Raw genomic sequence first — 15,151 nt, 5'->3', positions numbered from 1 at the left:
TGGTTTACTATTTACTTACTTTTTTGAATGAGTTGAAGGGCGAGTTTGGTATTGTCTTCAAGCTCATCATAAAGACCTTTGCTCATAACATCTTTACTGATCAGCTTGCTGCCCATTCCTACGGCACAAACACCTGCTTTAAACCAGGTTTTAAGGTTTTCTTCATCAATTTCTACACCTCCGGTTGGCATAAACAGCTGGCCGGCAAATAAATCTTTTATTGAAGAGATGAACTCGGGCCCTAAAATATTAGCCGGGAAAATTTTGATCAACATGGCTTTGTTTGCTTGTGCGATGCTGATTTCTGTCGGCGTCATGCATCCCGGAATCCATAACATATCAATTTTATTGGCGATTTCTGCAACTTCTGGATTTACAATTGGTGCCACAATAAAATCTGTTCCCGCATCAATAAAAGCTTTTGCTTCTGTTGGGGTTTTTATCGTGCCGATCCCCAGATACAAATCTGGCATTTCTTCATCACGTACTTCTTTCAGTTTTTTGAAATTCGGCAGAGCCGATTTGCCTCTGTTTGTATATTCAAAAACGCGAATACCAGCTTTATATAATGTGCGCAAAATTTCTACACTGCCTGTTTCACTATCCTGATAGAAAAGTGGTAACATACCTTGCTCTAGAATGGCATCTAAGATTTTGTGTTTGTTGCTTATCATGGTCTAATTCTTTTCTCTATTTGTTCTACTGTGCTTGTGGTAGCATCGCTCGGAATATACAGTTTATCATAAGCTGCTGCGGTTGCAAAATTCAACGTTTCGGCAGCATTTAACTGGTTGTAAAAGCCATAAATTAATCCGGCCATAAAACAATCGCCACTGCCCACTTTGTCTAAAATTTCTTCAGATATGTATTCATTAGAAACGGTTAATTCTCCATCAATAAATAATGTGGTGTAATAGCGAATGCCTTTACCGTGATCAAATCTGAATGTATTGGCAACCGCTTTACAAGCTGGAAAGCTGGACAGAATTTCTTCTGATGTTTCTTTCGCTTGTTGCAGCAAAACCTCTTGTTCGTATTCGCCTTGATGGTTTAAATCCGGATGCAGATTTGTGCCGAGCATTTTATTTCCAGCCCAAATATTGCCCATAATTAAAGTGCAATAGCTGGCCAGTTGTGGCAAAATATCTATTGGTTCTTTGCCATATTTCCACAGTTTTGCCCGGTAATTCAAATCCAGAGATATCGTAATATTTCTTTCTTTTGCAGCTTTTAATGCTTCTAAACATACATCTGCAACAGATTGATTAATGGCCGGACAAATTGCGCTGAAATGAAACCAGCATACATCTTCAAAAACTTCATCCCAGTTAATCTGGCCGGTTTTCAGTTCTGCATATGCAGAATTTGCACGATCATAAATCACGCCGGCATTTTTAAGGTCTTTTCCTTTAGGTAAAAAATATAAGCCTAAACGTTCGCCATGAAAAACCATATTTTCAATATTGACGTTTTTCTGGCGTAAATCGTTCGCAATTTCTTGTGTTATTGAATTATCCGGCATAGCCGATAAGTACGAAGAAGGTACGTTCCAAAGTGCAAGCGCGGTTGCAACATTCAGCTCGGCACCGCCAACATAAAAAGGCAATTTATTTTCACGTAACCACTCGCCACTCATATCTGGGCAAATGCGTAAAAGTATTTCGCCAAAGCTTAAAACTTTTTTTCCTTTTTCTGTTGCAGCTAATAATTGATCGCTCATTTTAGTGGTTAATCTGCGCATTTCGGTATGCAACGCTACATTGCATTTTATTTCTTTGAAAACGATTGAAATGGATTATTTCAAAGCTTTTCACTCCAAAAAGGGCGTATTCGGTTAAAATTTAAAGTAATTTTTTGCGTTAAAATACGAAATATCCTGAACTATCTTGCCTATCCATTCCAAGTCATTCGGCAATTCGCCGTTCTCTACATCTTCGCCAAAAAGATTACACAATAATCTGCGGAAATACTCGTGGCGAGGGAAAGAAAGAAAACTTCTGGAATCTGTAAGCATACCTACAAGGCGACTTAATAATCCCATATTAGACAATGCATTCATTTGTTTGATCATGCCATCTTTTTGATCTAAAAACCACCAGGCAGAACCAAACTGAACTTTACCAGCTACAGAACCATCATTAAAATTTCCAATCATCGTGGCAATCAGTTCATTATCCGCGGGGTTTAAATTATAGATAATGGTTTTGGCAAGTTTGTCCTGAGTATCTAAGCGGTTAAGAAATTTAGACAATGCACGCGCCTGACTAAAGTCGCCAATAGAATCCCAACCCGTATCGGGGCCAAGCTGGCTTAACATTCTGGTGTTGTTGTTGCGCAAGGCACCTAAATGGTATTGTTGTACCCAACCTTTCTCGTGGTCCCACTCGGCAAAATAAACCAGCATTGCCGATTTGAATTTTAAGTTTTCTCCGTAAGAGATGTTTTGTTTGTTTCTGATCTTATCAAAAATGGCCGAAATTTCTGCTTCGGTATACTCTTCAGCATAAATTTGTTCCAAACCGTGATCGGATACTGAACAACCTTGGCTTGCAAAAAAATCATGACGGGATTTAAGTGCATCTAAATATTCTTTAAGGTTAGCAATGCTTTTGCCAACAACCGCTTCAAGCTTATCGATGTATTGGTTTAAGCCTTCAACATCATCGCTGTTCATGGCTTTATCCGGGCGAAAAGCTGGAAGCATTTTCAGTTTGCCTCCTTCTTGAGCCAATTGTGTATGAAAGTTTAGCGCATCAAGCGGATCATCTGTGGTACAAACCACTTCAACATTCATTTTTGACAATAAGCCACGTACAGAATATTCATCGCTTTGCAGTTTAGCAGAACAATCATCAAAAATTTTCTGCGCAGTTTTTTCGCTCAATAAATCAGTAATACCGAAATAACGTTGAAGTTCTAAATGCGTCCAGTGGTAGAGCGGATTGCGCATGGTATATGGAACCGTTTCTGCCCATTTTTGAAATTTTTCGAAATCGCTCGCCGTTCCTGTAATGTATTTTTCATCTACACCATTTGTACGCATAGCACGCCATTTATAATGATCTCCATAAAGCCAAACCTGACTGATGTTGTCAAATTTCGCGTTATTGGCAATTTGTTCTGGAATCAAATGGTTATGATAATCGATGATTGGTAATGATTTTGCAAAATTATGGTAGAGCGTTTCTGCAGTTTTACTTTGCAGAAGGAAGTTTTCATCTAGAAATGATTTCATGTTGTTAGTATGATTTTGGCCGGTTTTTCAGTTTTTAACAAAGGCCGGATTTAAAATTTTTTGCCTGGAGAATTATAAACTTACCCCGCGTTTCCAAGGGATAAAATCGTCTTGATTTAATAATACAGCTTTCGGGATAACTTCGCCACTTGCTGCTTTGATACAATATTCCAGAATATCTTCACCCATTTGTTCGATGGTTTTTTCACCTTCTATTACTGGTCCGCAGTTGATATCAATAATATCGCCCATTCTTTTGGTCAGTGCGTTATTGGTTGCCACTTTTATTGTCGGACAAACCGGATTTCCGGTTGGTGTGCCCAAACCTGTTGTAAATAGAATTAAAGTTGCTCCGGATGCCGCTTTTCCGGTTGTGGCTTCAACATCATTTCCTGGCGTGCAAACCAGATTTAAACCCGGTTTTGTTGCAGGTTCTGTATAATCCAGAACGTCTTCTACAGGAGATGTTCCGCCTTTTTTTGCTGCTCCGGTACTTTTTATGGCGTCGGTAATTAGTCCGTCTTTAATGTTGCCTGGCGATGGATTCATGAAAAATCCTGAGCCAACATTTTCTGCCGCCTGGTTGTACGCTGTCATCAACTGTATAAATTTCCGCGCTGCAGTTTCATCTTTTGTACGGTCAATAAGTTGTTGTTCTGCACCGCAAAGTTCAGGGAACTCAGCAAGTAAAACAGTACCGCCTAAAGCCACCAATAAATCTGAGGTGTAACCTACCGCCGGGTTTGCGCTGATTCCGCTAAAACCATCACTCCCGCCACATTTTACGCCTAAAACCAGTTTGCTTAATGGTGCCGGCTGGCGTTCAATTTTATTGATTTCAGTTAAACCAATAAATGTTTTGCGGATGGCTTCTTTTACCAGCTGTTCTTCGCTTTGCGATTGTTGCTGTTCAAATACGAAAAGTGGTTTATCAAAATTCGGACTGCGTTGTTTTAAATCAGTCATAAAATCATGCACTTGCAAATTCTGGCAACCTAAACTTAAAACCGTAACACCGGCAACATTTGGATGATCTGCGTAGGCTGCAAGCAATTTGCTTAGAACTGCTGCATCCTGGCGTGTGCCGCCACAACCGCCCTGATGATTCAGGAATTTTATTCCATCAACATTTTTAAAAACTCGGTTGGCTGCGGGATTTGCCTGTGCAATAGATCCAGAATCGGCTTCTGCCAAATCTTCTCCGTTTTTATACGCTTCTACTAAATGGTGCGCGTAGGTTTTATATTTATCGGTTACGGCGTAGCCCAATTCATTGTGTAAAGCTTCACGGATAACATCAAGATTCCGGTTTTCGCAGAAAACTGTTGGAATAAACAACCAGTAATTGGCAGTTCCTACACGGCCATCACTGCGGATGTATCCATTAAACGTTCGATCTTTAAATTTTGAAACATCTGGCGCATGCCATTCATAGTGGTAAGGGCGAAATTCATAAGGATCTGAAGCATGTTTAGTGTTTTCGGTGTCCATCAAGCCACCTTTAAGGATAAAGTGTTGTGCTTTTCCAACCAAAACACCATACATAATAATATGATCGCCAACATTCATATCCTGCATAAAAAATTTATGCTTGGCCTGAATGTCATCCTGCAATGTATATTCCTCTCCGTCATAAATCACCGTCTCGCCCTTTGCCAGGTTTTGTAAGGCAACAAGCACATTATCATTCGGATGGATTTTTAAAATTCTGGTTACCATTTTATACTGTTCTTTCTGCGTGCAAAGCGTTTAGTGTTTGTTTTGCACCTTTATTTTTTAACAATTCTATATAATTTTTTACTGCAGCATTAAAGCCAGGATAGTTGTTCAGGTTTTTATCCCACAAACGTCTGTCGCCCAAAGTTAGATCTACTACCTCTTCTGGTGTTTTCCAATATTCACACAATACTTCTGCAAATTCATCCTGAATCGGGAAGCTGTTTCCATTAAAGTTTGCGGTATAATTTTCGCCGTTTTTCTCTACGTTCATAAACAGAATATAGGCTGCAATACCCAATGCTGTAAGTTGTGGAACTTCATTTTTTAAGGCATAATACCGTCTGATAAGCGGCATATTGCGCATTTGCAATTTAGAGGTGTAATTTAATGTAATTGCTTTCCATTGGTGTTCCAGAGATGGATTGCTAAAACGGTCTACAACGCTATTGGCAAAATTTAGGGCGTCTTCATAAGTAATGTCTTCATTTACAACTGCCGGTGCAATTTCTTCTTTCATCAGCTGTAAAATATGGTTGCGGAAATTGTCATCTGCCATCGCTTCTTTAACGGTATCAAAACCTGCCAGAATAGCCAAGCCGCAAGTTATGGTGTGCGTTCCATTCAATAAGCGTAGCTTTAATTCTTTGAATTTATCAATTGAAGGGACAATAAAAATTCCTTTATCTGCCGTTGCGAACGATAAAATTTCTTTTACACGATTGCTTGAAGATTCTATAGCCCAAAGTCTGAATGGTTCTGCCATAATCATCAAATCATCCTGATAGCCCAGTTGTGCTTCCATCTGTGTTTGTTCTGCTGCCGGAAGTTTGCCCGGAACAATACGGTCGACTAATGTTTTACAAAAGTGGTTGGCTGTTTTTAACCATTGTTCAAAATCCCATCCGAGTTTATTTTGTACAGCAAGATCAAGAACAATTTCTTTCAATTTGTCTGCATTATCGCTAATGAGTTCTGTTGGCACGATAACCATTCCGCTTTCTGCAGAACCGCCAAAGGCTTTGAAGCGCTCAAAAAGAAATGCCAATAATTTGCCGGGATAAGATTGAGGTGGATTGTCGCTAACGCGATCTTCGCTCTTTACAATACCTACTTCGGTTGTGTTTGATATGACCACCTGCATTTCTGGCTGATGTGCGGCTTTTAGTATTTCGGCCCAATCTTCAGAAGCAGAAAGCACCCTGTTGATGGATGAATTGATGCTATTTTCTGCTACTGTTTCGCCATCTTCAATGCCTTTAACGCAAAGTGTATATAAACCGTCTTGATTTGTAAATTCATCAGATCCGCCGCGCGAAGTAGATTTTACCACCAAAACACGGCCGTTAAAAATACCTTGGCGGTTGGCTTTATCTATAAAATAATCTGGTAAACCACGCAGCAAAACTCCGGTTCCGAATTGGATTACACGTTCCGGAAGTGCTAGCATTTCAGCCGTCGGTTTAATCACTTCCGCGTTGCTGATATTTTTTAGATTTTCTTTATTTAAGATCATAATATTTTATTTTTCTATAGTTTAATTGGTTATTTTTTGGCAGAAGAAAGCCACTTTTGATATTCTTTCTCTAAAAGCTTAGAGGCAAAACTTCCATACCAGGCGTATCCATTCCGGCGCTCCGGACTCAGTTCTTCCAGTTTGGTTTTGATAGAATTGTCGCGGTCTCCAAAAATTGGCGTATTGGTATCGATGTCATAAAAACGCGCCCAAACCAAACTATTGTCGTCTTTAATTAGTGCTGCATCTTTCTTTTTTGTGATGGGATCGGTTGTTCGTTCAAAACGGAAACCCACAATTTTATTGGTATTAAACCAGTTGTATGCGGCAGTTACTGCGGTTTTAATTTCTGGTGATGGATTGGAGAAACGCATTAAAAAACGAACAATACCAACCGATTCGCTTGTGCTTAACGAGGCAGGTTCAAAAGCACGCGCTTTTGCTGGTTGCATACTATCTTTATCGTACTGTGCAGCCCAAATTCCCAGTTTGCCTTGTTGTTTAATTTGTGTTTTTAAAATACAATCTATTCCTTTTGCCACCGCTTTTTGCGCTTTAGAAATATACTGCGCATCTACAACATCAAAATCATTTGCTTGTGTGCTGATGTCTTGCAAAATATTCAGCACATTAATCATCGCATCATCATTAAAGGTAATCTGCGAACGGTATAAAGATTTATCCGGATAATACTGAGGCCAGCCACCATTGCTGTATTGTGCTTCTAAAGCGTAGTCCAGCCCTTTTTCTGCTGAGGTAAGGTATTTTTTGTTTTTTGTTTTCTTGTACGCTTTTACCAAATAAACGATTTCGCGGCTTGTGGCTTTGTTGTCGAAAGTTGCATGTAAATCTTGTGTGGCTTTGATTTTTTCAAGCAAAGCTGAGTTTAGCGGAAGATCATAATTTACTACACTTTTATCTTGTAGTTGTTTGGGCCAACCGCCGTTGCCGAGTTGATAGACCAGCATCTTTTCGGCAACGGAATCTGTTGGCAGTTGGGCAAAACAGGATGACAGGATCATACTGAATAGAAAACTTAAAATTACGGTCCGTTTCATCACTGTGTTTTGTTGTATTTTATTATTTAGCAGGTACTTGTTTAATCAGCCAGTTTACCAAATCCTGGGTTGCTTTATAGTTTTCATATTCTGCCGGTAGTTTTCTTCCATCAATATATTCATTGTAAAACCACGGATCACCAACGGCAAAAACAGTTCCTTTGCCATATTTTGCTGTGGCTACAATTACATCGCCGCCTTCTTCCAGCGCAGCAACAGCTGGCTTTTTAGCCACAATAGTTGATATTTCTTTGATATAAACTTTTTTTGCTGTTTTAAAAACTGAATTTCCGGCCGGAATTTTAATTGCGCCCTGTTCAAAGTTTAATCCCTGAACGCGGTTGCGGCTATCTTCATTAAAATGAATGCCGAAAAGTTCTGGCAAGGTGTTGAATTTGGCAATTTCGCAATTCCCGGAATCGTTTAACAGCAATACCAAAACGCCGCCGGCTTTTACCCATTCTGCAATTTCTTTTGCATGTTCGGCATTCATGAAATTGGGCTTGGCTGTTTCTTTTTCAGTATCCGGATCTACAATAATAAAGATGTGTGTACCTTTTAAATTCGCTGTAGTTGGTGCATCTTTTAACGTTGTTGTTTTAACGCCGGCATTTTCAAAAATCTTTCCGAATAAAGAAAAACCATTATTGTCGTCTTCATTCCACAAGTAGTGATACGGTATTTTATCGCCGGTTGGTCCGGTCATGTATTCATTATTGAAAAAGTTGTCTACTGTAACTGTCATCCCTTTCCCTGGTTTAGGTAAAGCATCACTTTCCATTTCTGCAGCAGCGCAGATAAAAGCGCCCATGCCTTTTGGATCGTTTGTAATTACTTTTTCACTGATGTAATAATCAAAGCTTCCATCGCGATATTTGGGTTTTCCGCCCAAACCAGAAACAGAAACGGTTCTGGTCAGGTTAATCCGCTCATTGCCGGCATTTTCTACAAATTCTTTTTTTAGACCTGCATATCCTTTTTCTGCCGCAGAGCGAAATTTTGCCGGTAACCAGCCTTTGCGTACGCCTTTGGCCAAACCGTAAACAAACATGCTCGACGCTGAACTTTCAAGGTAATTTCCTTTGCGTGTTGGCATATCCATAATGTCAAACCAAACACCGGATTTTGGATCCTGATATTTTACAACAGCAGTGGCTGTACGATTTAAAATCTGCAGAAGCTCTGCTCTTTTTGGATGATTTTGAGGGAAATTATCCAGTACATCTACAAGCGCAATAATGTACCAACCCATTGCACGGCCCCAAAAATTCGGAGATTTTCCGGTCGTTTTGTCTGCCCATTGTTCGGCTTTACTTTCGTCATAACCGTGATAAAGAAGACCGGTTTTGCTGTCGCGCGCATGTTTTTCCATCCAGATGAACTGATTGGCAATGTCATCGAAAGCATTGTCTTTTTTCATCAGCGCAGCATATTCTGCATAGAAAGGTTCGCCCATGTATAAACCATCCAACCACATTTGATTTGGATAGATTTTTTTGTGCCAGAAACCACCTTCTTTGGTTCGCGGTTGGTTTTGCAACTGATCATATAGTTTATTTGCCGCAAGCAGGTATTTTTGTTGTCCGGTTACTTTATATAACAACAATAAAGAGCGGCCATTTTTGATATTGTCTATGTTAAAGTCTTCGGCTTTATAGGTTTTGATGTTGCCTTCTTTATCCAGATACGCATCCATAGACGATTGGATATATTTGAAATAATCGCCATTTCCAGTATTGCGCCAAACCGCTGCAGCACCTTCTAATACGACGCCCATATCATAACTCCATTTTGGGCCTTTTGCCGGTTTCAAAATCACTGTGTCCTGAAACAGCTTCTCCATGGCAGTTAAGGTTAATTGCTCTGAAAGTTTTTTCTGTGCATAAAGCGTTTGAGAACTTATTGAAAGGCCTACAACAGCAATTGCACTATATAAAATTGATTTTTTCATGGTAGTTTACTTAGAAATTTCCAGCGCTGTTTTTTTCGTTCCGTCTGCCAATACAGAAGTTTTTTTAGCATTTGAAATGTTTGTTGCAGAAACTTTTACGCCTTTGGTTTTTTCGCCGGTAATGTCAAACAACAACTCCGCATCTTTTTTATATTGAAGTCCGTTTATGTTGATATTCATTCCATTTTGAATGCGTACAATTGGGTTGGTATCATCGGTGATGACATGTACATTTTTGAGCGAAATGCCATCAGCTTCAATAATTTCAATTCCTTTTTTAGCCTGAATGGTTACATTTTCGAGATAAATATCTTTTATGTTCATTTCTGGCAATCCTCTAAAAAAAATGGCTTTATCTGCGCCGTTGGCTACAATATCTTTAATGAAAAAGTTTTTAAACTGTGGCGTAGCTTCTGTTACCGGAATAGTGATGGTTTTGATGGCTTCGCGTTTTTCTCCAGCCAAAGCAATTGGATCTACCGCTGCATAATACATATCGAAAAGAATGGCTTCTCCAGGAATATCGATCATATTAATTCTGTCGATATAAATATTTTCTACAACACCACCTCTTCCTCTGGTTGTTTTAAAGCGCAAACCAATATCGGTACCGATGAAAGAACAATCGTAAACCCAAATGTTTTTTGCACCCCCGCTCATTTCACTTCCAATTACAAAACCGCCATGTGCGTGGTATACAATGTTATTTCTGATGATTACATTTTCTGTTGCTACACCACGTTTTCTTCCGGCTTCATCGCGCCCGGATTTAATGCAGATACCATCGTCGCCAACGTCAAATGTGCTGCCTTCAATCAATACATTCTTGCAGGATTCTACATCAACACCATCGCCATTTTGCGCAAACCAAGGGTTTTTTACCTGCAAATTGCGTAAGGTTAAATCCTGGCAAAGCAAGGGATGCAAATTCCAGGCTGGCGAGTTTTGAAAGGTAACGCCTTCCAGTAAAATACGTTTGCAGTTGGTAAGTACCAATAGATTTGGACGAAGGAAATCTTTTATCTCTGCATAATCTGCTGCCGTTTTACCAGCAACTACAACACCGGCATTTTTGGTTTTAGAACCTTTAACAACTTTTTCTGATGGATACCACATTTTTCCGTCTTCACTCACCAGACCACCACTCGAAACTAATTTTTTCCATTGCGTTTCGGTAAGTTTATCTTTCTTTACCATTCTCCATGCTCCGCCGTTTCCATCAATAATTCCAGTTCCGGTAATAGCAATATTTTCGAGGTTACTTCCTGAAATCGGACTTTGATTGCGCCATGCCGGTTGCCCTTCCCAATTGCCTTCAACCAATTTATATTGATTAAAGTCATCTGTAAACTGCAAAATGGCATCGCGTTTTATATGAAGATTAACATTGCTTTTAAGCTCTATCGGGCCGGTAAGCCACAAACCAGAAGGAATAAGGACAACGCCGCCACCTTTCTGACTTACTGCTGCAATGGTTTTGTTAATGCTTTGGGTATTTAATGTTAAACCATCGCCTTTGGCTCCAAAACTCGCAATACTGGTTGTATCTGTTTTAAACGCAACCTGCTGAATTGTTGGAAGAGCTGTTTTTTGTGCGCACGCATAATTTGCCTGGAAACTTCCGATTCCGGCAAAGAGGAATGACAAAAAATAAAAATTACTTTTTAGGGGATTCATTATGACGCTATTAAATTATATCTGGTTTATAAAACAAGTGTACGTTCTTTGACGATAATTTAGAAGAGAAATCTATGCAATCGTTGCCGGTTTAAGGCTGGGAATAATTGATTGAAAAATTTTAATTTATTGACTAATAGTGTTTTGTGTTGTTATTTTGATTCTGGTATCCAACCACGGAAAACGTTTTCCAAAATGTATTCGCGGTAATCTGTTTCTGTAAGTTGGTGGCTCCATTTCGCTCTTCCTTTGGCGTTAGCACCTTTTCCGCTGCTGTTATATTCTGCATAAAATGCGGTTTGTTCATTGCTTTCTTTGCCCCAATTGTTCCATCCTTCTGCACGAATAAATTCAGGAAGTTCGCAATTTAGAAAGGCTACTTTAGCGTAAGGGCGCCACGGTCTGCCCAAATAAAATCCATTAGGTTCGGCATTGCCGGTAACTTTGCAGCGGTTAAATACATAACCGTATTTGGTGGTATCTGGCGTAGAAGCTGCGGTGATGTAGCCATTTTTTTTGCAGAAAATGGTACAGTTTTCAAACCAGGCCGTAGATGCGCCGAATATAAAATCTACCGTTCCTTCTATGTAACAGTTTTTGTAGTATTGGCGGTTGTTGCCTCCATAGGTATATAATGTGTCTTGAAAGCCCAGAAACCTGCAATTGCTGAAAAGCAGTTTATCGCCGCCCGCCCAAACCGCTACAGCCTGGCCAACCGGGCCAGATGAGTTCTCAAAAGTGATGTTTTCTGCAGAAAAACCTTCTCCATAAATGTAAAAACTAGATGAGCCAGAGGTGCCCTTATCTTCACCAAACTGATTTTTCTTTTGTGCATAATCGTCATACGTAAGAACGGTTTCAGCCAGGCTTTCTCCAATAAAACGGACATTTTGTTTAGAAGCAGCAAGTACCAACTTTTCTTTGTATTTACCTTTTTTAATGAAAATTGTAGTCACTTTTTTCCGAAAATCAGGAACAGCATTAATCGCTTCCTGAACGGTTTTGAAGTTTCCACTTCCGTCGGTTGCAACCGTAAAATCGGCTTGGACATCAATGGCATTCGCCGAAATGCCGATAGTGGCGAGGATAAATAAAAGAAATGTTTTCATATACATTTGGTTAGGGATAACGAAATAGGCTGCGGGCACCAAAACCATTCCGCAGCGCTATTCAGATAAATATATGACAGGCAATTTTAATCATTAAAATGTGTCGCAGCGAAAGTTTGAGCATATAAAACCGCGCAAACGTTTGCATACAATCCTTTTGCGATAAATAGAAAAAAAGGCTAATCTTGTTTTAGGATGCTGAAGCGTATTATTTGGCTCCAAACCAAATATAAAGACATCGATGAAACGCAATTTACACGCATTCCCTTTGCTCGTTCTGCTATTTTTTTGTTTCGGCAGTTTTGCGCAAGTTGCACCGATAAGTTATCCAAGTTCTTTTACTGTAGCTCAAGATGGCTCTGGCGATTTTAAGACCGTTCAGGAAGCGATTAACGCTGTTAGGGATTTATCGCAACAACAGGTTTCCATTTTTATAAAACCGGGTATTTACACAGAGAAATTGGTAATTCCCAGTTGGAAACAACATATTTCTTTAATTGGTACAGATAAGGAAATTACCATTATCACCAATGCAGATTACTCTGGCAAAAGTTATCTGGCAGGAAAAGATTTGTATGGTAACGATAAGTTTAGCACATATACATCTTATACACTGCTTATTTCTGGGAGCGATTGCACCGTAGAAAATTTAACCATTAGAAATACAGCCGGGCGCGTTGGACAGGCGGTAGCTTTACATATTGAAGGCGACAGAACGGCGGTTTTCAACTGTAGTTTGCTCGGAAATCAAGATACTTTATATGCCGCCACAGAAAGCAGCCGCCAATACTATAAAAATTGTTATATAGAGGGTACAACCGATTTTATTTTTGGTCAGGCAACCGCTTTCTTTGAAGATTGCACGATAAAAAGTCTTCAAAATTCTTACATCACCGCTGCGGCAACCAGTAGGCAACAGGCTTATGGTTTTGTTTTTTTACACTGTACATTAATTGCCGATGCTGCCGCAACAAAAGTATTTCTTGGCCGGCCTTGGCGCCCTTATGCCAAAACGGTTTTTATCCGGACAAATATGGATAAGCATATACGTGCAGAAGGCTGGGACAATTGGCGCAATGCGGAGAATGAAAAAACAACCTTTTACGCAGAAGCTGAAAATACAGGAATTGGTGCCGATGTATCAAAACGTGTAACCTGGGCGAAGCAATTGAATGCTAAAATGCTTAAAAAATATAAAATAGAAAATGTTCTTTCGGGATCAGATCACTGGATGCCAAAAGCCACGACAACAAAATAAGATGACCAGAAAACTGTTATTTGCCTCCATTTTGATGGGGTTTTCTTTAGCCAGTTTAGCACAATTCAAATCCAATGTTTGGGTGTCTGATCTGGGAAACGGAACGTTTAAAAACCCGGTATTGAATGCCGATTATTCCGATCCGGATGCCATTCGTGTAGGTAATGATTTTTACATGATTGCATCAAGTTTTGATGCCATACCGGGATTGCCCATATTACAATCAAACGATTTGGTGAACTGGAAAATCATCGGCCATGCCTTAAAAAGACAAGCACCTTTTGATCATTTCGAGAAAACACAGCATGGAAATGGCGTTTGGGCACCATCCATACGTTATCGTAATGGCGAATTTTATATTTATTATCCCGATCCCGATTTTGGGATTTATCTAACTAAAGCCAAAACCATCAATGGCGAGTGGTCTAAACCCGAATTGGTGATTGCCGGAAAAGGATTGATTGATCCATGCCCGCTTTGGGATGACGACAGTAAAGCCTATCTGGCTTACGCGTACGCAGGAAGCCGCGCCGGAATTAAAAGTGTTCTTGCTGTTATGCCATTGAATGCAGACGGCTCTAAAGCTATTGGAAACGGGCAAATTGTGTATGATGGGCACGAAAAAGATCCAACTATTGAAGGCCCAAAATTCTATAAACGCAACGGATATTATTATTTATTTGCACCTGCCGGAGGTGTATCAACCGGTTGGCAACTTGTGCTGCGAAGTAAAAATATTTATGGCCCGTATGAACGGAAAGTGGTGATGGATCAGGGGAAATCTGATGTTAATGGTCCGCACCAAGGCGCCTGGGTAACTACACAAACCGGCGAAGATTGGTTTCTGCATTTTCAGGATAAAGATGCATATGGCCGTGTAGTCCATTTACAACCAATGAAATGGATGAATAATTGGCCGGTTATTGGCGCAGACGAAAACAACAGCGGCAAAGGAACGCCAGTTTCAGTGTATAAAAAACCAAATGTTGGTAAAACTTACCCAATACAAACGCCGGCAGATAATGATGAGTTTTCTACTGCACAATTGGGCTTGCAATGGCAATGGCAGGCAAACCCACAACCAACCTGGCTTTTTACTGATGCCGCTGCTGGCATTTTGAAATTGTATACAGCTAAAATTCCAGATGAAGCAAAAAACCTGTGGGATGTGCCAAATCTATTGATGCAGAAATTTCCGGCCGATGAATTTACGACAACCACAAAACTTACTTTTAAACCGAATCCGAAATTGGAAAATGAAAAAGCCGGACTGGTTGTGATGGGCAGAAGTTATGCGCAGGTTGGTTTGCAAAGTAAGAAAGATGGTGTGTACTTAATCTTTGGGATTGGCCAGAATGCAGATAAAGGCAAAGCCGAAAACACTAAAGAAATTACAAGGCTGAAATCAAACACTGTTTTCTTGAAAGTAAAAGTTTCTGCAGGTGCAAAATGCCAGTTCAGTTACAGCGAAGACGGAACAAATTTTACGCCCGTTGGCGAAGAATTTCAGGCAGTTGCCGGCCAATGGATTGGTGCGAAAATTGGTCTTTTCGCCATTAGAGATTCACAAACCAATGATGCCGGGATTGCCGAGTTTGATTGGTTTCGGTTTTCAAAATAATTAATGTCAC

At 39.9% G+C, this 15,151-nt stretch carries 11 protein-coding genes; 2 read left to right on the top strand and 9 right to left on the bottom strand.

From position 1 onward, the window contains the following. Positions 1-11: 11 nt before the first annotated feature. The 9 genes from ACJVDH_RS18770 to ACJVDH_RS18730 form a co-directional block, all read right to left on the bottom strand. Entirely contained in the window at positions 12-674 is a 663-nt protein-coding gene (locus tag ACJVDH_RS18770; RefSeq protein WP_443944932.1) for a bifunctional 4-hydroxy-2-oxoglutarate aldolase/2-dehydro-3-deoxy-phosphogluconate aldolase, read from the bottom strand. Further along, positions 671-1,720: a PfkB family carbohydrate kinase gene (locus ACJVDH_RS18765; protein WP_443944931.1), complete on the bottom strand. Its 1,050-nt coding sequence runs from the start codon at positions 1,718-1,720 to the stop codon at positions 671-673. Before ACJVDH_RS18765 ends, ACJVDH_RS18770 begins: the two co-directional genes overlap by 4 nt. A 114-nt stretch (positions 1,721-1,834) precedes the next feature. Continuing rightward, the gene (uxaC, locus tag ACJVDH_RS18760) at positions 1,835-3,235 is read right to left on the bottom strand and encodes a glucuronate isomerase (RefSeq protein ID WP_443944930.1); all 1,401 of its coding nucleotides are present in this window, start codon (positions 3,233-3,235) and stop codon (positions 1,835-1,837) included. A gap of 72 nt (positions 3,236-3,307) precedes the next feature. Then, positions 3,308-4,954 (bottom strand): UxaA family hydrolase, encoded by a 1,647-nt coding sequence (locus tag ACJVDH_RS18755; protein ID WP_443944929.1) that lies wholly within the window; start codon positions 4,952-4,954, stop codon positions 3,308-3,310. 1 nt (position 4,955) lies between these two features. Further along, complete coding sequence (locus tag ACJVDH_RS18750) at positions 4,956-6,467, bottom strand: tagaturonate reductase (RefSeq protein WP_443944928.1); 1,512 nt, start codon at positions 6,465-6,467, stop codon at positions 4,956-4,958. Positions 6,468-6,496: 29 nt separating this feature from the next. Next, entirely contained in the window at positions 6,497-7,525 is a 1,029-nt protein-coding gene (gene pelA / locus ACJVDH_RS18745) for a pectate lyase (RefSeq protein WP_443944927.1), read from the bottom strand. 22 nt (positions 7,526-7,547) lie between these two features. Then, positions 7,548-9,476, bottom strand: coding sequence for a DUF4350 domain-containing protein (locus ACJVDH_RS18740; RefSeq protein WP_443944926.1), 1,929 nt, complete (start codon positions 9,474-9,476; stop codon positions 7,548-7,550). 6 nt (positions 9,477-9,482) lie between these two features. After that, positions 9,483-11,153: a glycoside hydrolase family 28 protein gene (locus ACJVDH_RS18735; protein ID WP_443944925.1), complete on the bottom strand. Its 1,671-nt coding sequence runs from the start codon at positions 11,151-11,153 to the stop codon at positions 9,483-9,485. A 152-nt stretch (positions 11,154-11,305) separates the two neighbouring features. Next, on the bottom strand, positions 11,306-12,262 hold the full coding sequence (locus tag ACJVDH_RS18730; protein ID WP_443944924.1) for a pectinesterase family protein: 957 nt from the start codon (positions 12,260-12,262) through the stop codon (positions 11,306-11,308). Positions 12,263-12,503: 241 nt separating this feature from the next. Between ACJVDH_RS18730 and ACJVDH_RS18725 the strand changes: the two genes are divergently transcribed. Next, positions 12,504-13,520 (top strand): pectinesterase family protein, encoded by a 1,017-nt coding sequence (locus tag ACJVDH_RS18725; RefSeq protein ID WP_443944923.1) that lies wholly within the window; start codon positions 12,504-12,506, stop codon positions 13,518-13,520. A 1-nt stretch (position 13,521) separates the two neighbouring features. Further along, positions 13,522-15,141 carry a glycoside hydrolase family 43 protein gene (locus tag ACJVDH_RS18720; RefSeq protein WP_443944922.1) on the top strand — a complete coding sequence of 540 codons (1,620 nt, stop codon included), beginning with the start codon at positions 13,522-13,524 and terminating at the stop codon, positions 15,139-15,141. The last annotated feature ends 10 nt before the right edge of the window (positions 15,142-15,151 follow it).

Source organism: Pedobacter terrestris (assembly GCF_052343045.1).
Taxonomy (GTDB): domain Bacteria; phylum Bacteroidota; class Bacteroidia; order Sphingobacteriales; family Sphingobacteriaceae; genus Pedobacter.
The sequence above is the reverse complement of the archived record's forward strand: the minus strand, read 5'-3'. Positions and strand labels throughout refer to the sequence as shown.

What these genes read in the sequence shown, in the direction of transcription:
- ACJVDH_RS18770 (WP_443944932.1), bottom strand. Translation starts at nt 674, where the DNA reads ATGATAAGCAACAAACACAAAATCTTAGATGCCATTCTAGAGCAAGGT.
- ACJVDH_RS18765 (WP_443944931.1), bottom strand. Translation starts at nt 1,720, where the DNA reads ATGAGCGATCAATTATTAGCTGCAACAGAAAAAGGAAAAAAAGTTTTA.
- uxaC (WP_443944930.1), bottom strand. Translation starts at nt 3,235, where the DNA reads ATGAAATCATTTCTAGATGAAAACTTCCTTCTGCAAAGTAAAACTGCA.
- ACJVDH_RS18755 (WP_443944929.1), bottom strand. Translation starts at nt 4,954, where the DNA reads ATGGTAACCAGAATTTTAAAAATCCATCCGAATGATAATGTGCTTGTT.
- ACJVDH_RS18750 (WP_443944928.1), bottom strand. Translation starts at nt 6,467, where the DNA reads ATGATCTTAAATAAAGAAAATCTAAAAAATATCAGCAACGCGGAAGTG.
- pelA (WP_443944927.1), bottom strand. Translation starts at nt 7,525, where the DNA reads ATGAAACGGACCGTAATTTTAAGTTTTCTATTCAGTATGATCCTGTCA.
- ACJVDH_RS18740 (WP_443944926.1), bottom strand. Translation starts at nt 9,476, where the DNA reads ATGAAAAAATCAATTTTATATAGTGCAATTGCTGTTGTAGGCCTTTCA.
- ACJVDH_RS18735 (WP_443944925.1), bottom strand. Translation starts at nt 11,153, where the DNA reads ATGAATCCCCTAAAAAGTAATTTTTATTTTTTGTCATTCCTCTTTGCC.
- ACJVDH_RS18730 (WP_443944924.1), bottom strand. Translation starts at nt 12,262, where the DNA reads ATGAAAACATTTCTTTTATTTATCCTCGCCACTATCGGCATTTCGGCG.
- ACJVDH_RS18725 (WP_443944923.1), top strand. Translation starts at nt 12,504, where the DNA reads ATGAAACGCAATTTACACGCATTCCCTTTGCTCGTTCTGCTATTTTTT.
- ACJVDH_RS18720 (WP_443944922.1), top strand. Translation starts at nt 13,522, where the DNA reads ATGACCAGAAAACTGTTATTTGCCTCCATTTTGATGGGGTTTTCTTTA.